The following is a 23,129-nucleotide window of genomic DNA, read 5'->3' as shown; positions in this document are numbered from 1 at the left end:
ATGGTTTACAAGAAAATGTCCTAAACGGGGCATTTTCCTTTATAAGTACACCTGAGCTAATTTTGTAAAAAAATAATTCTTAAAAGATAGAGCTTCCAAAATTCCTCCAATATGCGATATTTAGTATGAAAATAATTCATATCATAAAAACATTACTACAATACATTTCAAAAGATTATCTCTTCTTAAAAAAGTAAAACCTCCCCCCCACTTCAATGATGTAATTTTGAAAAAAGATCAGATTCACACCAAACCAATACCTTTCTCGCCCTATAAATATGCCTTCCCAAGAACACTGACATCATATTTTAATGGGGTCTTTTCCTATTACTTAGTATGCACTTGAATATATTTTGAAAAAATATAAAAAAAATAGTCATCCTTCTATAGATGATTTTCAAGCAAATAGAAAAAGCCCCATTAAACAGTCTGTTTTTTTATCTCATCAGCTATTGCAAAAACAAATATGTTATCATACATTTGCATCGCAATCACGGAGAGATGGCAGAGTGGTCGAATGCGGTGGTCTTGAAAACCATTGTACTGCGAGGTACCGGGGGTTCGAATCCCTCTCTCTCCGCACACACGGGTGTAGCTCAGTTGGTAGAGCACTGGTCTCCAAAACCAGGTGTCGGGAGTTCGAGCCTCTCCTCCCGTGCTAGATTGTAAATGGCGAGGTAGCTCAGCTGGTTAGAGCGCAGGATTCATAATCCTGAGGTCGGCGGTTCAAGCCCGCCTCTCGCTACATTTTACAAGATATTGAAGAACCTCATTATGGCGAGGTAGCTCAGCTGGTTAGAGCGCAGGATTCATAATCCTGAGGTCGGCGGTTCAAGCCCGCCTCTCGCTACGAAAGATCATCCTTTAAATAAAGGATGATCTTTTTTTGTTCCCTATATCAGTTCATACCTTAAGATACGCCACCCAAAACAGTGAACTTCCTAAGAGTTTACCTGAATAGATTTTATATTTGGCTACTTTGATTGACAATAAATAGAAAATTATTAACATATTTACAATCAATCAGGTCTACTGTATAGTATATGTGAATATTACATCTTTACTCATTCATGACATAAAAAGACACCTATATCTCAAGAATTCGGGTCAATTCAAATATTAGGAGGACTAAACATTTATTTCAGTCAATCGATATAAGAAAGAAGATATACCTATTTCTCCTCCTTATGTAGCCCTAAACGCCTTTATGAACACATAAAAGGATTCAGCAAAACCATTTTATGGATCAGGTATTATTTGTCCACGATGTTATTACGATATTTGTAGTCGATAAATTAAATTTCTGCAGCCGTAGATACAATGCACTGCCTTGTATCATATCGCACAATATAACGAAATCAAAAGAGGGATAGCGATCTATTCTCGTCTAACTGACAACAATCCAAAATAACGATATAACACCACTCGAAATACAAGGTTCTGACTCCTCTATACAAGGCAGTTCCATATCTCTACAGTTGTTGCAACATGTTTAAAATAAATAATTTGATGCAACAATTTTGATCTATTATGAGATAGGCAAGCTCCCATTACTGGTGCCCTTTTGTTTGTAAAACAAACAATCAGAATAATTCATCTGCAACGTTTATATGCGATTCTTGCATATAAGGGAAACTATAAGGGATACCCCTCCCATTGGGCTTCGTGAATATCTTACTTGAGGATATATTCCAATCAGTCCACATACTCATTGTTCTCAACCATTTTACTGATCCTCCTAGAATAATGCCTGATCCAAGAATTCTCATGAAAAGACTGACAATATTAAAAAGACAAACTCCCAAAGAGAATAAAATAGACTCTAATCCATAGCAGCGTACATAGTGCCCTCCCTCTCTTTTAATATATTCATTATATATACCCCCTTGTTCTAGTTAGGTTATACAACCATGAAGTCAGTATAATGAGTGGATTACACTCTTTTCTGGATAGTGTTCCAAATATTTCAGAATACCATATTACACAATACATCAAAGGGGATTGAAGGCTACTTTGTTCATGGTTTGTTCATAGTTTGTTCATGGTTTGCTCATCGATTCTCCATCAATTCGATGAATGAAACATGAATAATCCATGCATAAAAAGTGAACAAAATAACCTTCAATCCACTCTAAATCTCGGAAGAATCAAAATGCAAGTTACTGTTCGGCACTGTCCATAAAAGTGTATTCGTTCAATAGCACTATTTTTCAGAAAAAACATAACGTGACTAAAAAGTCCAAATATCGAGAAAGTCAACATAAAGCAAAATAGACTGCCCTCTGCATCAGCACAAAGATAATTCTTCTATTGTACAGCTTCCATCCTGTGTTTCCACCAAAAGAAGCATAAGAACAACAAAGAAATTTCAAATACATCGGTCCTCACTACTATAATTTTACTTATAACGCCATCTTAATTCACAAATATTGGGATACTATTCTTTATAAAACCAAGCCCCAAACACTCTTTTTCAACAAACTAGATCATCGCAAGAAACAAAAAGAATCACTCCCTATTGCAATAGAATATGGGACTGTAAGATTCACTTTGAACTTTTTAAATAAACCATTGGTTTATAATTAATATATCTGAAAAACATGATAACATTATGAGAAGAGTTCAACTATTCGGGTTGGTAATCTCCATCCTATTTATATCAATCACGTCGTGTAGTAAAAAGCAGAAAAAATCGACGACACCACCAAGTATTTACGTAACGTCCGTAAAACAACAGTCGATCCCTGATCAACTTGAGTTTGTCGGACAGACATATGGATATAAAGACATTGAAATTAGAGCTAGGGTTGATGGCTTTTTAGAGGGAATATACTTTAAAGAAGGGTCGAAAGTAAAAAAAGGACAACTTCTCTATAGGGTAGAACCTCGACAATTAAAAGCAAAGCTGAATCAAGCACAGAGCCAACTTGCTGTAGCAAAAGCGAATCTTATTAATGCTCGCAACTTTTATGATAGGGTGGCCCCTTTGGCAGAAATTGACGCTTTAAGTCAGAAAGACTTAGATCAAGCAACTGCAAACAAAGATGCAGCAATAGCACAAGTAAAAGTAGCCCAAGCATCAGTTCATTATGCTAAAATAGAACTTGAGTATACTCAAATATCTGCACCAATATCTGGTATTATAGGTAAAACCGCTGCAAAAGTAGGGGACTATGTAGGAAGAAGCCCAAATCCAATAGTGCTAAACGAAATATCAGAAATTGACTCCATATTGGTAGACTTTTACCTGCCAGAGACTAGATATTTACAGCTTATTGAAAAGGCAAAAAAGAGGGACAATAAATATATTAATACAACAAAGTTTCAAATGATCTTAGCAGATGGTTCAACATATCCATTGATGGGACGATTAAACTTTATTGATAGAAATGTTGATCCCAAAACAGGAAGTATCAGAATTCAGGTGGTCTTTCCAAATACGGACCTAGTACTTCGTCCAGGACAATATGCTAAGATAAGGGCAATCTTAGGTGAAATTACTAGTGCCTTGATGATCCCTCAAAAGGCAGTATTTGAGATTCAAGGTGGGTTCTCTGTGTTTATAGTAAAAGAGGATAACACCCTTCAATTTAAAAAAGTTTCTGTGGGAGAGAAATTTGGTGATTTATGGCATATCACGAAAGGTTTAGATAAAAATGACAGAGTTGTTTCTGAAGGACTTCTCATGGTAAAAAATGGCATGAAAATAACCCCATTAAAACGTTAGAAACCTCATAAAACAACACTATGGAAAAAGGTAATTTTTTTGTAAGAAGGCCTATCGTTGCAATGGTGATAGCCATTCTTACTGTAATAATAGGGGTAATTTCTCTTATTCAACTTCCTGTAGAACAGTATCCAGATATCACCCCTCCTATGGTACAAGTTCAGGCTAAATATACTGGTGCCAATGCATTGAATGTAGAAGAATCTGTTGCCACCCCACTTGAACAGCAAGTGAATGGTGTGGACAACATGATCTATATGAAATCTGTAAATGCCAATGATGGGTCTATGAAACTTCAGACTTCTTTCGAAGTAGGTACAGATCCAGATATGAATACCGTATTTACCCAAACACGAGTATCAGCAGCAATGGCACAACTTCCTGAAGAGGTTAAAAGACTTGGTGTCACAACAAAGAAAACGATGAGTAATATTGTCTTAGCTATTGGATTATACTCTGATGGACGATTTGATCAAAGTTTTCTTGCGAACTACGCTACGATTAATATTCAAGATGTTCTTGCTAGAATTAACGGAGTCGGTAACGTTCAGACACTAGGTGCAGGAAACTACTCAATGCGTATATGGGTCAAACCTGATAAGATGGCAGAGTTAGACCTAACGATTAACGATTTGGAGAAAGCAATAAAGCAGCAAAACGTTATTGTTCCAGGTGGTAAATTTGGAGGAGAACCAACATCTTCAGATACAAAATTCACCTACACGGTAAGAATGCCAGATAGGCTTCGCACAGAAAAAGAGTTTGAGGAGATCATTGTCCGTAGCCGTACAGATGGATCACAAGTGATGCTAGGAGATGTTGCCTCTGTTGAACTAGGAACTGAATCGTACAATGTTTTTGGACACTTTAATGATAAAGATGCGGCAATCATTACAATATACCAATCTCCTGGATCTAATGCAGTCCTGTTAGGAGAAGAAGTACTTGCCACAATGAAAGAACTTGAAAAGTCGTTTCCTGATGGGTTGAAATATAAAGTAGGATTGGATGCAACCAAACCTATTACGGCAGGTATGCATGAGATTATAGTCACTCTATTGATTGCACTTCTTCTAGTAGTATTTGTTGTCTACATTTTTATCCAAGACACACGAGCGACATTAATACCTATAGTTGCTATTCCAGTTTCTTTGATCGGAGCATTTATTGTATTTCCTCTTTTAGGTTTTACTGTAAACGTATTATCTCTACTTGGTTTAGTTTTGGCAATTGGTATTGTTGTGGATGATGCGATTGTAGTAGTAGAAGCAGTGCAAGTAAAAATTGAAGAGGGGATGAATGCAAAAGAAGCAACCAATGAAGCAATGAAAGAGGTTTCTGCTCCGATTATTGGTGTAAGTTTGGTGTTAATTGCAGTATTTGTTCCTGTTGCAACAATTGGAGGAATAACAGGACAATTATATCAGCAATTTGCTATTACCATTGCTGTCTCTGTATTCTTTTCTACCATCAACGCACTTTCGTTAAGTCCTGCATTATGTTCGATTATATTAAGAAAACCCAAAGAACATAAAGGGCTTCTTGGAAAATTATTTGGTGCTTTTAACAGATGGTTTGGAAGAACGACAAAAAAGTATATGACAGCAACCCACCATGCAACAAACAAGATTGCGAGAGGTGTTGTATTTGCTATAATCATATCGCTTGCCATGGTCTTTTTAGGAAAAAAGATTCCTGGTGGATTCATGCCTTCAGAAGATCAAGGCTATTACTTTGTTAATATACAGTTACCTTTTGCCTCATCTCTTCAGAGAACAGATGAAGTGGCACTTGAAGCTTCAAATATAATAAGATCATTTCCAGAAGTCGAAGATGTTACTTTAGCATCTGGTTTTAGTATTTTTTCAAGAAGTATGTCTACAAGTGCCGCAGTACTTTTTGTAAATCTTAAAAATTGGGAAGAGAGAGAGAAAACAGCAAATCAGTTAGTCCAGATTACGAATGCGCTACTCAGACAAAAAATTAAAGAAGGAGTTACATTTGCTTTCGGTCCACCTCCAATTCCAGGATTGGGAACAGGTAATGGATTCTCTATGATGATTCAAGATAAAGGTGGTAATACTCCTGAATATTTGGCTATGCATGCAAAAGAATTTATTGCTACGGCACAAAAAAGGCCTGAAATAGGAAGGGTATTTACTGCATATCAACCAAGTGTTCCTCAAAGATCAATCGAATTAAATAGGGAGGCTATTCTTAAAGCAGGAATCTCTCTGCATGAGTTATACCAAACCATTGGTTCATTTTTAGGTGGTTCATATGTAAATGACTTCAACCGCTTTGGTAGACTTTATAGGGTTTACATACAGGCTGAACCTGAATATCGTCAAACAGAGAAACAGTTAGAACTCTTTTATGTAAAAAATAGAAATAACGAATCAGTTCCTCTATCCAATTTTGTGAAGGTTAAGAATATTATAGGTCCTGAGTTTACCAATAGATATAATATGTATAGATGTGTTGAACTAACTGGAGGTGCAGCCCCAGGATATACTTCCGAGCAAGTATTAGACGCACTCGCGGAAGTAGCAGATGAAGTGCTTCCAAGAGACATGGGATTTGAATGGAGTAATATCTCTTATCAGCAGAAAAAAGCATCAGGATCTTCTGGAGTTATTTTTGGGATATCCCTACTGTTTGTCTATCTGATATTATGTGCTTTATACGAAAGTTGGAGTCTACCTCTAACCATCTTGATGGGGACACCATTTGCTATATTTGGTGCTCTATTAAGCATCTATCTTGCAAGATTGGTAAGCCCAACTTATGTGGATAATATTTTCTTACAGATATCGCTGGTACTACTCTTAGCACTGGCAGCAAAAAACGCAATTTTGATTATTGAGTTTGCAAAATTAAAATTCGATCAAGGATATGGTCTGTATGATGCTGCATGGGAAGCTGCTAAATTGAGATTCCGTCCAATTCTGATGACTGCATTCTCCTTTATATTTGGTGTTATGCCTCTTGTTTTCGCATCGGGTGCAGGTGCAGAAGCAAGAAAAGTAATGGGAGTAGCACTTGTTGGAGGAATGCTATTAGCAACCGTTATTGGAGTGGTCATGTATCCTCTATTTTTTGTCCTGATTGGTAAATTAGGAAAGTACGAACAAAAGAGAGATCAACAGAAAAATGAAATTAAATAACAATTGAAATATGAAAATTATAACAAACATAATTGGTGCTCTTTTCTTTTCAATTGTTCTTTTGAGCGGTTGTAAAGTTGGGCCAGACATGAAACCACCTGAAGTATTGATGCCAGATGCCTATCGTTTCGAATATAATGACAACGACTCTATTCCTGATTTAACCTATTGGAAGGTGTTTAAAGACCCTGTTTTATTACGTTATATTAATAATGCAATTGATAATAACCAAGACTTAGGAATCGCAATGAATAGAATTGAGGAGTCTAGACTTGCTCTTGGTATCAGTAAGACATTACAACTTCCATCAATCAAATTTCTAGGACAAGCAGGATACGGTACCATTTCACCAAATAACACGATTATTCCTTCGGAAAACGACCAATATGTTCTTGCTCCACAACTATCATGGGAGCTCGATATATGGGGTAAGTATAGAAGGAATAAAGAGAGTGCTGTTGCTAGCTTCACTCAAACAAATTATGGATATAGGGCAGTAATGCTTTCACTTGTAACCCAAGTTGCAAATACCTATTTTACTATCTTAGATTACAAAAATAGATATAAGATAGCGCTCAGCACTTACAAGTCTAGAGAAGAGAGCTATTCTATTATCAAAGATCGATTTGATCGAGGGTATACAGCATTGCTTGATGTAAATCAAGCCGAGATACAGATGAATTTTGCTTATACCCAGATGATAAGATATCAACGTCTTATTGGAAACTCAGAAATCTCACTTTCTATTCTTATGGGAGAGATGCCCCATAAGATAGAAACAGAGTCAACCCTTTATGAACGCGAACTGCCTTTTTATGTTCCTGTTGGAATGCCTTCTGATCTTTTGCTTCGTAGACCCGATATCTTAAAAGATTATTATAATATCGTTCGTCTAAATGCAGATGTTGGAGTTGCTGTTGCACAAAGATTTCCAAGCCTTTCTCTCACTGCCACGGGAGGGTTGGTAAATGACGATGCAACGAATTTTTTCACATCCAATAGTCTTCAGTGGTCTGTTTATGGAATATTAGCAGGTCCTATCTTTAACTTTGGTAGAAATAAGAAACGAGTGGAGATCGCTAGAACAAAGGTAAAAGCAGCTGTCTTGCAATACGAAAGAACAGTGATTCGTTCCGTTGGTGAAATAGATAACACGCTACTTGAAATTGACACTTATAGAAAAGAGATAGAGGCAACCCAGTCAATGCTCGCAGCTGCTGGAAGCGCATATACCCTCTCCAAAGCACGTTATGCACAAGGAGTCGTTAGTTACCTAGAGGTTCTAGATTCGGAAAAGACATACTTTAGGGTGCAGATGAATCTCTCTCGACTATATCGTCAAAGAATCATTAGTTTTGTAAAACTGTATAAAGGACTTGGAGGTGGATGGATAGAGATGGAGATTTCTAAGTAATAATAACCAAAGAGAGGTAGTTATTGAACAACTACCTCTCTTTGTTCTATATCTTCTTTGATATCTTATAGATATTTCTTTCAGAACTATTTCTTGAGATCAATTCCCCTAAAAATCCTGCTAAAAAAAGCTGAATTCCCATTAGCATGGAAACCAATGAAAGGTAAAAGTAAGGACTCTCCGTAACACGCTCTGCTTGTACATGCTGGAATACATACCATAATTTGGTTCCACCAACAATCATTGCACTTAGAAGTCCTATAATAAACATCAAAGAGCCTAAGGCACCAAATAGATGCATTGGTTTCTTGCCAAAACGAATCATAAACTGAATCGATAATAGGTCTAAGAAACCATTAATAAAACGGTTCAAACCAAACTTTGTTACACCATATTTACGAGCTTGGTGCTGCACAACCTTCTCTCCAATACGATAGAATCCTGCCTCTTTAGCTAGGATTGGAATATATCGATGCATCTCTCCATACACCTCAATACTCTTTACCACCTCTTTCTTATAGGCTTTTAGTCCACAATTAAAATCATGTAATTTGATTCCTGAAAGTTTAGAAGCAACTCCATTAAATAATTTGCTAGGTACAGTCTTCGAGATTGGATCATATCGCTTCTTCTTCCATCCTGAAATAAGATCAAAACCATCCTTCTTTATCATTTTGTATAAAGAAGGAATCTCCTCAGGACTATCCTGAAGATCGGCATCCATCGTAATCACCACATCTCCTTCAGCCATTTCAAATCCAGCAAACAGTGCTGCAGATTTTCCGTAATTACGACTAAAACAAATTCCACGAACATGAGGATTATTCAGAGATAACGATTCAATTAAGTTCCATGAGGTATCATTACTTCCGTCATTAACATAGATCACTTCATAAGAGAAGTTATTTGCTGTCATTACTTTCAAAATCCACTGATCCAATTCTTGCAACGATTCATCTTCGTTATAAAGAGGAACTACTACTGAAATATCTAACTGCATTTTTTATGAATTTATTTCGTGAAAAGGATCATTATTGACTCTGCGAACAAAGAAAGAGAGTAATAGTCCTAGTAAACTACCACCCCAAAGATAATTAGTCATCTCACTTTTCCATATATCCATAGGAGTAATATTACGAACTTGCTTAATAAGCTCTTCTTGTAAATCATCACTAAAACTTCCATCAAGAACATCGAATATTTTGACATATGCACTCTCCGCTTCATTTATCATACTTGTAAGAATAGTGGTATCTATAAACTTTAAATAGACAAAGGAAAAAAGTCCTAGAATCATCGAGGCAAAGAAAGAAGTTAATATAATAAAGGAGACACTATTCCAATAGGTTATATAACCACCTAGTTGCTCTTCTCTATATTTCTTCACCAAACGAAATACTCCCAATGCATATACTACAAAAAGAATCATTGCAAATACATTGCTGTTGTAAGCATTAAAAAGATAGGAAACAAAGCGAACACCAACTAAAGCACTCCCTAAGTAGATGCCAGACATCATGACATGATACAAATAATTGTTTCTTGTAGCAAACATTATTATAAAATTTGATTAATCAATATACTACAAATATACTAAAAATAGCAGGGTGCGCTTCACCTCAATACATATCAAAAAAATAAAAACTTTTTTTTAGACCTTAAACTTTTGTTCTTTAGATGGTTCACATAAATCAAGCCCAACAAGGCACATGTTTTTTAAAAAAAATATTTGGTGGCAGACCTTTTTTTTCTACTTTTGTCGCCGGGTAAGTGCTACACGACATGCTCCCACTGAAACTCCCCAGGGTCGGAAGGCAGCAAGGATAAGTGGTCGTAGCAGTGCGATGTAGTTAGCTTACCCACCTGCCGAATTAGCTCAGTTGGCCAGAGCACGTGATTTGTAATCTCGGGGTCATCAGTTCGAATCTGATATTCGGCTCGGTTCTTTTATATAAAATATTATTGGGGAGATACCAAAGCGGCCAACTGGGGCAGACTGTAACTCTGCTGTCTTACGACTTCGTAGGTTCGAATCCTGCTCTCCCCACTCTAAAAACACTCTTTGCGGGAGTAGCTCAGTTGATAGAGCATCAGCCTTCCAAGCTGAGGGTCGCGGGTTTGAATCCCGTCTCCCGCTCAATAGTTAAGCCGAATTAGCTCAGTTGGCCAGAGCACGTGATTTGTAATCTCGGGGTCATCAGTTCGAATCTGATATTCGGCTCAGTTCTTTTATATAAAATATTATTGGGGAGATACCAAAGCGGCCAACTGGGGCAGACTGTAACTCTGCTGTCTTACGACTTCGTAGGTTCGAATCCTGCTCTCCCCACTTAGTAAAAAAGTGACACTTTATTTTGAATTATTAATTATAATTCATTACATTTGCATCCGATTTAAGAACGAAAGTTCTTATTTTTTTTGAAATATTGTTTAATTAAATGGGGAGATACCAAAGCGGCCAACTGGGGCAGACTGTAACTCTGCTGTCTTACGACTTCGTAGGTTCGAATCCTGCTCTCCCCACTTTAAAAACACTCTTTGCGGGAGTAGCTCAGTTGATAGAGCATCAGCCTTCCAAGCTGAGGGTCGCGGGTTTGAATCCCGTCTCCCGCTCATAGTTAAGCCGAATTAGCTCAGTTGGCCAGAGCACGTGATTTGTAATCTCGGGGTCATCAGTTCGAATCTGATATTCGGCTCAGTTTTTATTATATTTTAAGCGGGAGTAGCTCAGTTGATAGAGCATCAGCCTTCCAAGCTGAGGGTCGCGGGTTTGAATCCCGTCTCCCGCTCAATAGTTAAGCCGAATTAGCTCAGTTGGCCAGAGCACGTGATTTGTAATCTCGGGGTCATCAGTTCGAATCTGATATTCGGCTCAGTTCTTTTATATAAAATATTGTTGGGGAGATACCAAAGCGGCCAACTGGGGCAGACTGTAACTCTGCTGTCTTACGACTTCGTAGGTTCGAATCCTGCTCTCCCCACATCGACTTATATTAAGCGGGAGTAGCTCAGTTGATAGAGCATCAGCCTTCCAAGCTGAGGGTCGCGGGTTTGAATCCCGTCTCCCGCTCATAGTATTTGCCGATATAGCTCAGGGGTAGAGCGCTTCCTTGGTAAGGAAGAGGTCTCGAGTTCAATTCTCGATATCGGCTCTTATATAGTAACAATATTGTTGGGGAGATACCAAAGCGGCCAACTGGGGCAGACTGTAACTCTGCTGTCTTACGACTTCGTAGGTTCGAATCCTGCTCTCCCCACTTAAAAAATACTCTTTGCGGGAGTAGCTCAGTTGATAGAGCATCAGCCTTCCAAGCTGAGGGTCGCGGGTTTGAATCCCGTCTCCCGCTCATTAAAAAAAGGAAAACCTGTCTTTGGTTTTCCTTTTTTTTGTATACAAATTAAACAAACCATAATAATAGACAAAATCTCCATCACTGTTTGCTTTAATAGTACGATTTTAAGCATCCTTACCCTTTCAATACACATATAACCAGAAGTCCTTGAAGCAGCCTCAATGCTCATTAAAAGAGCAATCCATCATCTTACAAAATAGATGAATAAATTGCAAAATTAGATCCTTAATAGAATCAGGAAGATTTATATATTTTCTCATAATTATTCCCTGTAAAACAAATAACAAAAAGAGGATATGGTAGCCATATCCTCTTTTTGTTATTGTTTAATTTGGAGTAGAATACTATACCTGGTATAATAATACAACTGCTTGTACGGAGATTCCCTCTTGACGTCCTTCGAAACCAAGCTTTTCTGTTGTCGTTGCTTTAACTGCAACATCCTCATTATCAATCTCGATAGTTTTAGCAATATGTTGTTCCATATCTTCGATATATGGCATAAGCTTAGGTTTTTGAGCAGCAATAGTCGCATCGACATTGCCTATTTCATACCCTTTTTCACGTACCATACGAACACACACTTTTAACAAAGTGCTACTATCAGCTCCTTTATACGTCTCATCAGTATCAGGAAAATGATACCCAATATCTCTGAGTTTTGCAGCACCTAATATTGCATCTGAAATAGCATGTAAGAGAACATCACCATCAGAATGAGCAACTGTTCCTAATTCATGTTCAATTTTAATACCTCCAAGCCATAACGATTCTCCTTTGGCTAAAGCATGAACATCATATCCTAATCCAACTCTTATCTTTTTCATATTGATCTAATTACACTCAATATTAACGACCAGCATTCAACATACTTCCAATATCAAAGGTAATAGAAAATCTTAATGTATTAGCTAATGGATGATTTTGTTCTGTAGGAATCATATAAGCAAAGTCAAGTATAAAACTCGTTAGTTTAACACCAGCTCCTAATGTAGCATACTTACGATTTCCCTTATCTTCATTCTCATAAAAATATCCTGTTCTAAGTGCAAATTGATTTGCATACCAATACTCAATACCTCCAGATAACTGACACTCTTTAAGTTCTTCGCTGAACCCTTCGGGTGCATCTCCAAATGAGTTAAAAATAGAGCTAATAACTCCCTGGTCAGTTCCTGTATTGATAGAAACAGAAATTGTTCCATCACTCGCTTCTGTAGCTGTTTGGTTTGGTGTAGGAACCATCAGTTTACTTATATCCATATTAAATACAATCTTGTTGTATTTATCTAACTCCATAGAGTAACCAAACCCTAAGCGCATATTCGCAGGAATAAAACTTTCTGTATTTCCACCGTCAAAAGATATTTTTGAACCAATATTTGAGAAGTTAGCACCCATTGAGAAAGTACGATCTAGACTATGTCTTCTCCAAGAATTCTTATAATAAAAAGAGACATCTGCAGCAAAAGCTTTTCCTGGTTCTAGCCCATCACTAACAACATTTAGACGAGAATCAATATATCGCACAACAACACCACCACTCCATTTATCAGTTAATTTTCGACTATAACCAATATCAAAACTATATTCATTCGGATTATTCACCCCTAATGGTTGTCCTTGACTGTCTGCTAATTGAATGCTTCCATATTTAAAATACCTAAGAGAAGAGCTTATAACTTGTTTGTCATCAAGTCTGTAATAACCACTCAAATACATGATACTCATATCATCAGCTAAGTTACGCAGCCATGGTATATATGAAATACCTACACCAGAAGTCCCATCAATAAAAGCATATTTAGAAGGATTCCAATGTTGTGAATTAACATCAGGAGATGTCGCTGCACCAAGATCCCCCATACCTCCTGCTCTTGTATCAGGTGAAATCGTCAGAAAAGGGACTGCGCTACTAATAATCTTAGAAGATGTTACAGTAGCCCCTTCACTTTGTGCCATCACTGTGGTAGTAGAAATTGCCAAAAGCAAACATACTACACCAAATATCTTATGCCAATATCGACTCATTATATCTTTATTTAGACAGAATTAATAGAATTAAAAAGAATTGTTATGATAAGATAACGCAAAATGGCAACTATTAGTATAAATCAAGTCCTATAATTCTAATATTATTTTCTTACTTGTCTGTGTATGCTCACCATCCTTATTTTTCGAAACAAAACGCAGAATATAAACACCCGAAACATAAGCTCCTAACTCTCTAAGATCTATATTAATATTACTCTCTGTGTTAATAAAATCAAGAGATTTTCTTGCAATAATACGCCCTGAGAAATCATGAAGGAATACTTCAGAATAAACTGTTGAATAGGCCATATTATGAGAGATGGTAGCATTTATAATACCTTTTGTAGGATTAGGATATATTAATGAAACATTTACCTCAAGAGATGGCTCCACATTGAAACTACCCTCTAAAACATTAGAATTGTTTAATAAATCCCAAAATTTGACTTTAAAATGATGCTTTCCTTTACTTAAACCCAATGGTTTCCATTCCACGACCCCAGAGGTATAAGAGTCTGAATCAAATTGAAAATAATCATTTAGAACAAATCGTTTACTATTATCATGATCTAATATTAAAACCATTTGGTGGCCAATACTTGATAGAGAAGTATTAATGCCATTGGTATCTTCCAGATAAAACTTCCATGTTGGCTCTTCTCCAATAGAAATATTATTCTCCCAAGTTTTGGAGTCTACTTCTAAATGAATACTTGGTCCTTTATTGTCATTGTCAACAGATGAAGAGACACCACCACTCTTTATTTTAACAAAATCACCAACTCCATCTATTTTATCTCCTTTAAAATAGTATGAAATCCTATAGTTCCCATCTTTATATGAGATATCTTTAGGCAAAACAAAGACAAAATCAAATTTGCCATTCTCTACAGATACATTGGATTGAAAAAGCACATTTTTCTGTTCGCTATAACCTTCTACATTATTCCCGGAATTTCCTAAGGTTTGGACATCAATTGCTTTATCCAGTACTTTTACCACTAAATTTCCACTCCCTTTATAAACATCTCCATTAGAGTTATTAATCGAACCCTCTACTGCAACTGGAGAAAGAAGTTTTACTTTAACATCGGAGTCTCCAATAGGTTCTCCATCTACGATATCTGTGGACACTCGTAGCTTAGGCATCTTTAGTTTTATCGCAGGGTCTCCTATCAACGAAAACTTCCGCTTATTAATAACCCCAGAGGTCTCTCTTTTAGCTCGCTTCATCGCGATCCCTAAAGTAGGGGGATTTCCCTGAGAATCTTTGACAAATAGCTCCTTATAGATATTCTTATTTAACTGGTAATTAGACGAAGAATAGACAAGCCTTGTGGTAGAAAAGAGTCCTATACCACCTCCATTCTTATGAAATAGAATTTCTTCTCCTGCAGAGATGTCTTCTTTCATATCCCAATGGCTAAAATCGCAAGTAGCAGTAATAAATAGAGGTAAATGATAACCATTATTCCATAAATGAATATCTTGCTTTTCTATTACTCTTTCATGAGCCAAAGCCATCGTATTCGCATGCCCAGTATAGTTCATGATTAACCCACCCTCTTTCATAAACTCCTTTATACTATTAGTAACATCGGGATAGCTTCGTATTAATGCAGGATCTTTGGGATAAGAATCAAAATATATTTTATTAATTAACATTGAAGGATTTCCTGTGGAGATATAACTTGAAATTCGCTCTGCATCTTTTAAATGGATTCCATTATCACCATCATCGGCAATAACACACGACCTCATACTCCAGTTACCATTATTATCCGGACTGATATACCCACGAATTTTATTTAATACGGCATCAGCTTGTTCTGTCGTAATGCAAGGTATCCGTCCTACAGCAAGATCTACGGTACCAAATAATTCATTTTCCCCTTCATCCATTAAGCCAAACACATCGTCAGAAACAAATGTCTTGGAACCATCTAGAGAATTTAATGATTGATTACTTGGCACATAATTTGGATTCTTATTCGATGTCGGAGTAATTGGATCATAAGTACCTCTACCTAAAAAAAGCACATACTCTAGAGGATGAGAGGTTCCTCGCTGCTTGTCATAACGACGCTTTAAATAGTTACGAATTGCTCCTGGGTCTTTTATATTACCGCCATAATACGTAAAAACATCATCGACATTTACCGTTTCAACAATCATATTATCAGAATGAATTCGCTTAAATGCTTCGGCTTGCTCTTTAAACTTTTCATGATAAATAATGATATATTCAGGGGAAGATTGGAATGAGTTTGTAATCGAACCAATCTCTTTCTCCAGGTCAGGAGTATGAGTGATTTTTCTTGGATCAAAAGCAACATATTTTGAGACAGTATCTTTATGTATATCCTCAAAGGAGAGAATACTCCCGACCTTAGTTCCAACAATATCCTGATAATGAAGGGGATCTGTAATATCCCACACCTTCATAGAACTTGAAATATTCGACATCTCAAAATTATAACTCGTGTTTGAGCCTTCTACCGTTTGACTATTTTGAAAATACAGCGTATTATCCTCAAAACGGAGGGAGTTAGTCAATACATATTGTATAAAACTCATATGATATTTCACGTCATCATTTCCCTGTAAAAAAACATCCAAAGAGGTATTTTCTGAAGCATTAATGTTGCGAAAAATAAAAGGATAAGCAGCCACCCCTTCATGGGCATCAAAAACTTTATTCAGATTTACCGTTTTGGAAATATTCCCATCCACCAATAATTGTGCTTTAGAATAATATGAACTCCTTCCTATTCCAGATATTGTAATTTTAGAACTTAAAGTATTACGATCCCATACTTTAGGTATATGATATCGCTTTGACCCTAATAATCCTTCACTATACCACTTGCGTCCTGAATGTAAAATACTCTCTTTTCTAAAGAAAGAAGCATGCAGTTTTTCATACGTTTTTAGAGTAACAGCTCCTTCTTTTTTATTCCGTTGAACACTTGAGAACTGAACCGAGGCCGGTTTGTCTGTAATATATACATACGATCTCCTTGAATACAGATTTGAATTACACTCCCAGTTTTTGGAATACGGATTATATCTCCAATCATTCGTAGGATGTAAGTAGAAGAATACAGCCTTATCCCCATCTATATCCGTTCCTACATAATATGAAATCTCTGTTAAATCTCTAAAATCAAACCGTTCACTATTATCAATTTCTGTATTTCTAGTAGTCCATATAGACAAGGTGTTCAATGTTAAATTGTGGTCGTTCAAACTCTTCACTTTTAATTTCATCATCCCCGCTTGAGGGCTTGAGTAAATAAGTGTCTTATTAGAAGCAGACAGAGTGGAGCAACAACACAAAATTACTATTATTGAAACTGTTAAAATTGTATAGATTTTAATCCTCATATCAGAATGTCTTGCCATGACTTGTATTACTATGTTTTTTTGTATATTTATACTTATTGTAAAACGGCACACTCCTTTTTATATTGTTATTTAATTTATAGAAGCTACTTTTCAAAATTGCTTAAAAAACAACTTTAATGTAAAAAATTTATGTTTTATAAATTGAAACACAATATATTACACTGAATATTTGTTGAAAAAATGAAATTCTTGTTACATATTAACAATATAGTGTATTCAATTTTAGTTATATTTGTGAATGTCGAAAAGGAAAAGTGAATTAATCCACATCAATTATGAGTATCAAAAGAATCCTAATATTTGTTGGGTTGTTGACAATAATGTCATCGTGTAGCCTATTTAAGAAGAAAGGTGGCGGTTCTGGAGAAAGATCTGCTACAACGGGATGGGAATACAACAATCCCGATAATGGTGGCTTTGAATACAAGTCAGGTTATGAACAAGCAGCAGGACCTGGTTTGGTATATGTTCAAGGTGGTACTTTTACCATGGGACGTGTTGAACAAGATGTAATGTTTAATTGGAATAATACACCTCGTAGAGTCACTGTCGCATCATTCTATATGGATGAAACAGAAGTTCGAAATGTGGACTGGAGAGAGTATTTGCATTGGATTGAACGAGTATATCCAGATGACAAAAAGGAGTTCCAAAAAGCACTTCCTGATACACTTGTTTGGAGAGAAGAGTTAAGTTACAATGAACCATATCTAGAAAATTATCTTCGCCATCCAGCATTCAGTGACTATCCAGTTGTTGGAGTTAGCTGGGTTCAAGCATCGAATTATTGTAAGTGGCGTACAGATCGTGTAAATGAGCAAATACTTATTGATAATGGTATTTTAACACTCGATGCTGCACAGCAGGGACAAGAAGTATTTACTACTGAATCATATTATGCAGGATTGTATAAAGGTGTTGATGGTAAAAGCCCAATAGAGGACTTATCTAAAGAGTCTGGGAACAGACGTGTTAAACAGTCTGATGGAATTCTACTACCACGTTATCGTCTCCCTACTGAGGCTGAGTGGGAATTTGCCGCTTTAGGTCTTCAAGGGAACACCAAAGGAGAACTTTTAACAGAAAGAAGAATCTATCCATGGAATGGCCATCATCTACGTTATGGAAATGATGATAAGAAAAATAGAGGTAAGATTCGTGCCAATTTTACTAGGTCACGAGGAGACCTAATGGGACTTGCAGGGCATCTTAACGATGGTTTCGATATCACTGGACCTGTAACTCAAGTTGGATCAAATGATCTTGGTTTATATGGAATGGCAGGAAATGTGAACGAGTGGGTTTATGATGTATACAGACCACTATCATCTATGGATGTATCTGAATTTCAACCAATAAGAGGAAATGTATACACCCAATATCGTAAAGATGCAGATGGCAATCTACAACGAGACGAACACGGACGTTTAGTGAAAGATACTGTTGCAAACTATGTAAACTTCAATGACGGGGACTACCAATCACGTATTATTCTCGGAGATGACTGGACTACTACTGACAATAAGAAAAAAGGTAGTAATAGCATGTATCCAGGTGATCCTGCAGGAAATGTAAAACCTCGTATTGACGACCATGTTCGCGTATATAAAGGAGGTAGTTGGAAAGATAGACCATATTGGTTATCTCCAGGTTCTCGAAGATATACAAATGAAAATTCAAGTACCGACGATATAGGGTTCCGATGTGCCATGACACATTTAGGAGATCCGGATAACATCGATAATTAAAAAGACATTAATCAAAAAGACTCCACTCAGGAGTCTTTTTTTATGATAATAAGTATGATTACGATTGATTTTCTACATAAAATATTCCTAGAACAAGGTTCTATCTCCACAGATACAAGGAAGATTATCTCAAAAAGTATATATTTTGCGTTAAAAGGAGAAAACTTTGATGGGAATAAGTATATCGATGAGGCCATTGAAAAAGGGGCATCTTATGTTGTATATGATAATCATAATTACCATAAAGAAGACCCAAGATACCTGTACGTTGAAGATGTTTTAGAAACTCTTCAACAACTTGCACTGTATCATCGACGCTACTGTAAAACAAAGATTATAGGCATTACAGGCACAAATGGTAAGACAACCACAAAGGAACTGATTGCATCTGTTCTCAAGAAAAATTATAGAACCATTGCAACAGAAGGCAACCTCAACAACCACATAGGGGTTCCACTGACACTATTGAAGATCAAAAAAGAGGATGAGATTGCGATTATTGAGATGGGGGCAAACCATCCCAAAGAAATTGAATTTCTATGCTCAATAACAGAACCCGATTATGGAATCATTACAAATGTTGGGAAAGCACACCTTGAAGGGTTTGGTTCATTTGAAATGATTCAAAAGACCAAAGCAGAGCTATACCATAGTGTAGTATCTAGAGGAGGGGAGATATTCATTCATCATGAAGATACCCTCTTAAACAACCTACTTCCTAAAGGAGCTAAAACAATTCATTACAGTACTACAGGAAATTCTGATGCCGACACCTACATTACAGAAGAGAATGACCATAGTATTCTGATTCGAGTTAAAGCCAAATTTGAGAAAGGATATCTATATATACTGACCAATCTTGTGGGCTCATATAACTGTGCGAATATCGCTGCAGCAATCTGTATAGGTAGACATTTTCATGTTGAACCATTACTCATCAAAGAGGCAATTGATAAGTATGTCCCTACTAATATGAGATCACAATATACTAGAAGAAAATATAACGATCTCATTGTAGACACTTATAATGCAAATCCTTCGAGTATGAAGGAAGCATTACTCAATTTCGACAAACTAAAACATCCTCAAAAAATCATCATTCTTGGAGATATGTTAGAGTTAGGGGATGTTTCAGAGAAGGAGCATCAACTTGTTATAGATAAATTACAAGAGATGAATATCCAAACATATTTTCTTGTTGGAGATATTTTCTCTAAAATTGCTCCTAGCGAACATACATTTATTAACACAGAATCACTGATAGCCTATCTTAAAGATCAAGAGATAAAGAACTCTCTAGTTCTTATTAAGGGATCCAGAGGTATCGGGTTGGAGAAAATTCTATACTTATTTTAATACAAGTATTTAACAAGGGCTTTCACTCATGCAAGCCCTTGTTTATGCACTCCCCATTCTAAGTATTCCAGATAAAGAGTAATTGAATACTCCTCATTTCATCCGAAAAGTCACTCCTTTCAAATTGACAAAAAGAACTTCTATAATTTTTAAATAAAGGGAGAAAGGGCATCCCACCTTTAAATAGAAGACCAATTAGTTGTTTTTTCATAAAACAAACCAGCGTATGTTCTGAGATAACGTTATAGATTGAATGAATATTTATAACTTTGTACCAGAAAGCATATATGCTTTGTTAATCATATAATAATAAGCAATGAATCTAAAATCATATTTAGACCATCATATATTTAAAACTATCTCAAAAGTAGCTGATGAGAAGGGGTTAGAGACCTATGTCATCGGTGGATATGTTAGAGACTTGATTCTTCACCGTGCATCTAAAGACATCGATGTTGTAACCGTAGGTAGTGGAATAGAGTTAGCAAAAGAAGTAGCCAAACAATATGGACCAAGAGTCAAAGTGAGTGTCTTCAAGAACTTTGGGACAGCAATGATTAAAATTAATGATTGTGAAGTGGAGTTTGTAGGAGCAAGAAAAGAGTCATACCAAAGAACTTCGCGCAAGCCAATAGTTGAAAATGGAACACTAGAAGACGACCAAAAGAGAAGAGATTTTACCATCAATGCATTGGCATTATCTTTAAATAAAGACTCTTTTGGAGATCTAGTAGACCCATTTGGAGGAATGAAAGATATGGAAGACCTTCGTATTATCACTCCTTTAGAGCCAGGTATCACCTTCTCTGATGATCCTTTAAGAATGATGAGAGCAATACGATTTGCAACGCAGTTAAACTTCGATATAGAAGAGAACACTTTAAAAGCCATTACAGATAATGCATCTCGTATAGAGATTGTTTCAGGAGAAAGAATCATCGATGAAGTAAATAAGATCATGTTAACATCAAAACCATCTATTGGTTTTAAACTACTTGAATCAACAGGACTTCTTGCAATCATTTTTCCTGAACTTCAAGCCATGAAAGGTCGAGAAGTTCGCAATGGAATTGGGCATAAAGACAACTTCTATCACACCCTAGCTGTTCTGGACAACATCTGTGAACACACAGACAATTTATGGCTAAGATGGTCAGCACTTCTTCACGATATTGGGAAGCCTAAAACAAAGAGATTTCATCCTAAATTTGGATGGACATTCCATGCGCACAACCATATTGGAAGTAAAATGATTCCAAACATTTTCAAAAAAATGCGTCTTCCTCTCAATGATAAGATGAAGTATGTAGAGAAGTTGGTCTTTTTACATATGCGTCCTATAATTCTTTCGGAAGATATCGTTACGGACTCAGCAGTAAGACGACTTCTATTTGATGCGAGTGATGACATAGATGACTTGATGACTTTATGTGAAGCAGATATTACCTCGAAGAACCCTGAAAAGGTCAAGAAATATCTTAAGAATTTTAAGATCGTTAGAGAAAAACTTAATGAGTTAGAAGAGCGCGATGCGATAAGAAACTTCCAACCGCCAGTATCTGGTGAGCTTATTATGGAGTGTTTTCAGCTAAAGCCATCTAGAGAGATTGGCACTATCAAGATGGCTATCAAAGATGCAATCTTAGATGGAGAGATCCGCAATGACTTCGACGAAGCGTTTGAGTTTATGAAAAATAAAGGGATCGAGTTAGGTTTAACTTACCATGAGCCCAAAGAGAGAAAGAACTAATGTTCAAAATATAGTTCAATACTGACAGGAAGATGGTCACTAAAGCCATCTTCCTGACAACGATAACCAATAAAAAAACGCTTAGGTTTCACCCCTCCATACTTAGAATCTTGCTCCATTAAAAAAGAAAAATTACACACTTTAGCCTCCATGACACAAACATTTTCTGGGAGCTTCTTCCATAAGTAAATCATGTCATACAAAAACCAGAATTCATGATAACGAAGTGTCCCAGGACTTTTCTTATTGGGACATATTAAGTTTAATATTTCACCCTTCTTACCTAATTGATTCACTAGATATTTAATACAAGAACTCGTAGGTTCAGTATTAAAATCCCCCATTATAAAATGACAATCGTTGCTTCTATCAGCCGCAATTTGTTGGCATAAATACTCCATACACCGCTGTCTATTTTGTTGCGACTTCTTCACTCCAGAATAGTTTGAAGGAAGATGCAAACCCCAAAAATGATAACGACTTCCAAGCCACGAAACGGCAACATGCACCACTTCTCTAAAATATTTCTCATGAAAAGGGATCTCAACAAAACTTATTGAATCGAGATAAACTTTATCTTTTCTTACAAGAAAAGCAACATCAATCCCACGAGGATCAGGACCATCCCGATGCACAATGGAATAGTTCGCACTCCTCAACAAAGGACTGCCTATTAGGTCATGTAACACCTGTCTATTCTCAATTTCGCATAGGCACACAATATCAGGATAGTCATAGGGAAATGTAGCCACTATCGCTTTAGATATTTGAGAGATCTTACGAAAATATCTAGAATATCCCCATCTTCTATAATGGTTTATGGTGAATTCATCATCTGCAATATCTGGATCATCTTCAGGATAAAACAGATTCTCTACATTGTAAGAGACAATACGCAAAGCATATGGACTTCCCTCTTGAGCAAAAAGGGTTGTTGAAATAAAGATCCAAATAGAAATAAATAGAACCCTATTCCACCTCTCTGTAAAGAATAGTCCAATAATAACATCCCTCATTATATCAAGACTGATCTCCTTTTTAGAGACCAAAGAATGGCAATGCAGAATAACTCTAGATATGGATGTCCAACCATTTTGCCAAAAAGGTTTCTGATAGGTAATCGTTCGCTTTGCCATAATCAATGAAAGTATTTCTATCACTTACAATAGACA

At 36.4% G+C, this 23,129-nt stretch carries 12 protein-coding genes, 19 tRNA genes and 1 other RNA gene; 26 read left to right on the top strand and 6 right to left on the bottom strand.

From position 1 onward, the window contains the following. The first annotated feature begins 495 nt into the window (after window positions 1-495). The 7 genes from K4L44_00685 (at window position 496) to K4L44_00655 (ending at window position 8,308) form a co-directional block, all read left to right on the top strand. A tRNA-Ser gene (locus K4L44_00685) sits at window positions 496-580 on the top strand. 5 nt (window positions 581-585) lie between these two features. Further along, window positions 586-658 (top strand) — tRNA-Trp (locus K4L44_00680). Between the two features lie 13 nt (window positions 659-671). Next, window positions 672-745 (top strand) — tRNA-Met (locus tag K4L44_00675). Between the two features lie 31 nt (window positions 746-776). Next, window positions 777-850, top strand: a tRNA-Met gene (locus K4L44_00670). Window positions 851-2,611: 1,761 nt separating this feature from the next. After that, the gene (locus K4L44_00665; GenBank protein ID QZE14418.1) at window positions 2,612-3,727 is read left to right on the top strand and encodes an efflux RND transporter periplasmic adaptor subunit; all 1,116 of its coding nucleotides are present in this window, start codon (window positions 2,612-2,614) and stop codon (window positions 3,725-3,727) included. A 20-nt stretch (window positions 3,728-3,747) separates the two neighbouring features. Next, window positions 3,748-6,894 carry an efflux RND transporter permease subunit gene (locus tag K4L44_00660; GenBank protein QZE14417.1) on the top strand — a complete coding sequence of 1,049 codons (3,147 nt, stop codon included), beginning with the start codon at window positions 3,748-3,750 and terminating at the stop codon, window positions 6,892-6,894. A 10-nt stretch (window positions 6,895-6,904) separates the two neighbouring features. After that, window positions 6,905-8,308, top strand: coding sequence for a TolC family protein (locus K4L44_00655; protein ID QZE14416.1), 1,404 nt, complete (start codon window positions 6,905-6,907; stop codon window positions 8,306-8,308). 46 nt (window positions 8,309-8,354) lie between these two features. Here K4L44_00655 and K4L44_00650 read toward each other — a convergent pair whose 3' ends face one another. Together K4L44_00650 and K4L44_00645 are read right to left on the bottom strand one after the other, a co-directional pair. After that, window positions 8,355-9,308: a glycosyltransferase family 2 protein gene (locus K4L44_00650; protein ID QZE14415.1), complete on the bottom strand. Its 954-nt coding sequence runs from the start codon at window positions 9,306-9,308 to the stop codon at window positions 8,355-8,357. 3 nt (window positions 9,309-9,311) lie between these two features. After that, the gene (locus K4L44_00645) at window positions 9,312-9,863 is read right to left on the bottom strand and encodes a DUF4199 domain-containing protein (GenBank protein QZE14414.1); all 552 of its coding nucleotides are present in this window, start codon (window positions 9,861-9,863) and stop codon (window positions 9,312-9,314) included. A gap of 209 nt (window positions 9,864-10,072) precedes the next feature. Here K4L44_00645 and ffs point away from each other — a divergent pair. The 16 genes from ffs to K4L44_00565 all read left to right on the top strand — a co-directional run bounded on the left by ffs (window position 10,073) and on the right by K4L44_00565 (window position 11,655). Beyond that, an RNA gene (gene ffs, locus K4L44_00640) (signal recognition particle sRNA small type) lies at window positions 10,073-10,172 on the top strand. 1 nt (window position 10,173) lies between these two features. Further along, window positions 10,174-10,247 (top strand) — tRNA-Thr (locus K4L44_00635). A 25-nt stretch (window positions 10,248-10,272) separates the two neighbouring features. Then, window positions 10,273-10,355: transfer RNA gene (locus K4L44_00630), tRNA-Tyr, on the top strand. A gap of 17 nt (window positions 10,356-10,372) precedes the next feature. After that, window positions 10,373-10,445: transfer RNA gene (locus K4L44_00625), tRNA-Gly, on the top strand. A 10-nt stretch (window positions 10,446-10,455) separates the two neighbouring features. After that, window positions 10,456-10,529, top strand: a tRNA-Thr gene (locus K4L44_00620). A 25-nt stretch (window positions 10,530-10,554) separates the two neighbouring features. Next, window positions 10,555-10,637, top strand: a tRNA-Tyr gene (locus K4L44_00615). 111 nt (window positions 10,638-10,748) lie between these two features. Then, a tRNA-Tyr gene (locus tag K4L44_00610) sits at window positions 10,749-10,831 on the top strand. 17 nt (window positions 10,832-10,848) lie between these two features. Next, window positions 10,849-10,921: transfer RNA gene (locus K4L44_00605), tRNA-Gly, on the top strand. A 9-nt stretch (window positions 10,922-10,930) separates the two neighbouring features. After that, window positions 10,931-11,004 (top strand) — tRNA-Thr (locus K4L44_00600). Window positions 11,005-11,024: 20 nt separating this feature from the next. After that, window positions 11,025-11,097, top strand: a tRNA-Gly gene (locus tag K4L44_00595). 10 nt (window positions 11,098-11,107) lie between these two features. Then, window positions 11,108-11,181 (top strand) — tRNA-Thr (locus K4L44_00590). A 25-nt stretch (window positions 11,182-11,206) separates the two neighbouring features. Next, a tRNA-Tyr gene (locus K4L44_00585) sits at window positions 11,207-11,289 on the top strand. A 16-nt stretch (window positions 11,290-11,305) separates the two neighbouring features. Then, window positions 11,306-11,378 (top strand) — tRNA-Gly (locus K4L44_00580). A 10-nt stretch (window positions 11,379-11,388) separates the two neighbouring features. Continuing rightward, window positions 11,389-11,460: transfer RNA gene (locus K4L44_00575), tRNA-Thr, on the top strand. A gap of 22 nt (window positions 11,461-11,482) precedes the next feature. Further along, window positions 11,483-11,565: transfer RNA gene (locus K4L44_00570), tRNA-Tyr, on the top strand. Window positions 11,566-11,582: 17 nt separating this feature from the next. Continuing rightward, window positions 11,583-11,655: transfer RNA gene (locus K4L44_00565), tRNA-Gly, on the top strand. Between the two features lie 350 nt (window positions 11,656-12,005). Here K4L44_00565 and ispF read toward each other — a convergent pair. The 3 genes from ispF to porU all read right to left on the bottom strand — a co-directional run bounded on the left by ispF (window position 12,006) and on the right by porU (window position 16,968). After that, the gene (ispF, locus tag K4L44_00560) at window positions 12,006-12,488 is read right to left on the bottom strand and encodes a 2-C-methyl-D-erythritol 2,4-cyclodiphosphate synthase (protein QZE14413.1); all 483 of its coding nucleotides are present in this window, start codon (window positions 12,486-12,488) and stop codon (window positions 12,006-12,008) included. Between the two features lie 22 nt (window positions 12,489-12,510). Then, a complete protein-coding gene (gene porV / locus K4L44_00555; GenBank protein ID QZE14412.1) occupies window positions 12,511-13,692 on the bottom strand; it encodes a type IX secretion system outer membrane channel protein PorV in 1,182 nt (393 codons plus the stop codon). Window positions 13,693-13,782: 90 nt separating this feature from the next. After that, window positions 13,783-16,968 carry a type IX secretion system sortase PorU gene (gene porU, locus K4L44_00550; GenBank protein QZE14411.1) on the bottom strand — a complete coding sequence of 1,062 codons (3,186 nt, stop codon included), beginning with the start codon at window positions 16,966-16,968 and terminating at the stop codon, window positions 13,783-13,785. A 455-nt stretch (window positions 16,969-17,423) separates the two neighbouring features. Here porU and K4L44_00545 point away from each other — a divergent pair, with 455 nt between their 5' ends. The 3 genes from K4L44_00545 (at window position 17,424) to K4L44_00535 (ending at window position 21,957) form a co-directional block, all read left to right on the top strand. Beyond that, window positions 17,424-18,851: an SUMF1/EgtB/PvdO family nonheme iron enzyme gene (locus K4L44_00545; GenBank protein QZE15927.1), complete on the top strand. Its 1,428-nt coding sequence runs from the start codon at window positions 17,424-17,426 to the stop codon at window positions 18,849-18,851. A gap of 54 nt (window positions 18,852-18,905) precedes the next feature. Beyond that, entirely contained in the window at window positions 18,906-20,207 is a 1,302-nt protein-coding gene (locus K4L44_00540; protein ID QZE14410.1) for a UDP-N-acetylmuramoyl-tripeptide--D-alanyl-D-alanine ligase, read from the top strand. Window positions 20,208-20,523: 316 nt separating this feature from the next. Continuing rightward, entirely contained in the window at window positions 20,524-21,957 is a 1,434-nt protein-coding gene (locus tag K4L44_00535; protein QZE14409.1) for a CCA tRNA nucleotidyltransferase, read from the top strand. Here K4L44_00535 and K4L44_00530 read toward each other — a convergent pair. Then, window positions 21,954-23,093: an endonuclease/exonuclease/phosphatase family protein gene (locus K4L44_00530; GenBank protein ID QZE14408.1), complete on the bottom strand. Its 1,140-nt coding sequence runs from the start codon at window positions 23,091-23,093 to the stop codon at window positions 21,954-21,956. The genes K4L44_00535 and K4L44_00530 overlap by 4 nt on opposite strands. Window positions 23,094-23,129: the final 36 nt, after the last annotated feature.

Source organism: Prolixibacteraceae bacterium, assembly GCA_019720755.1.
In the GTDB taxonomy this organism is placed as follows: Bacteria; Bacteroidota; Bacteroidia; order Bacteroidales; family Prolixibacteraceae; genus Halosquirtibacter; species Halosquirtibacter laminarini.
The sequence above is the reverse complement of the archived record's forward strand: the minus strand, read 5'-3'. Positions and strand labels throughout refer to the sequence as shown.

Coding starts and splice junctions, on each gene's coding strand:
- K4L44_00545 (QZE15927.1), top strand. CDS start 17,424: ATGTCATCGTGTAGCCTATTTAAGAAGAAAGGTGGCGGTTCTGGAGAA.
- porV (QZE14412.1), bottom strand. CDS start 13,692: ATGAGTCGATATTGGCATAAGATATTTGGTGTAGTATGTTTGCTTTTG.
- porU (QZE14411.1), bottom strand. CDS start 16,968: ATGATGAAATTAAAAGTGAAGAGTTTGAACGACCACAATTTAACATTG.
- K4L44_00540 (QZE14410.1), top strand. CDS start 18,906: ATGATTACGATTGATTTTCTACATAAAATATTCCTAGAACAAGGTTCT.
- K4L44_00665 (QZE14418.1), top strand. CDS start 2,612: ATGAGAAGAGTTCAACTATTCGGGTTGGTAATCTCCATCCTATTTATA.
- K4L44_00655 (QZE14416.1), top strand. CDS start 6,905: ATGAAAATTATAACAAACATAATTGGTGCTCTTTTCTTTTCAATTGTT.
- K4L44_00660 (QZE14417.1), top strand. CDS start 3,748: ATGGAAAAAGGTAATTTTTTTGTAAGAAGGCCTATCGTTGCAATGGTG.
- K4L44_00535 (QZE14409.1), top strand. CDS start 20,524: ATGAATCTAAAATCATATTTAGACCATCATATATTTAAAACTATCTCA.
- ispF (QZE14413.1), bottom strand. CDS start 12,488: ATGAAAAAGATAAGAGTTGGATTAGGATATGATGTTCATGCTTTAGCC.
- K4L44_00530 (QZE14408.1), bottom strand. CDS start 23,093: ATGGCAAAGCGAACGATTACCTATCAGAAACCTTTTTGGCAAAATGGT.
- K4L44_00645 (QZE14414.1), bottom strand. CDS start 9,863: ATGTTTGCTACAAGAAACAATTATTTGTATCATGTCATGATGTCTGGC.
- K4L44_00650 (QZE14415.1), bottom strand. CDS start 9,308: ATGCAGTTAGATATTTCAGTAGTAGTTCCTCTTTATAACGAAGATGAA.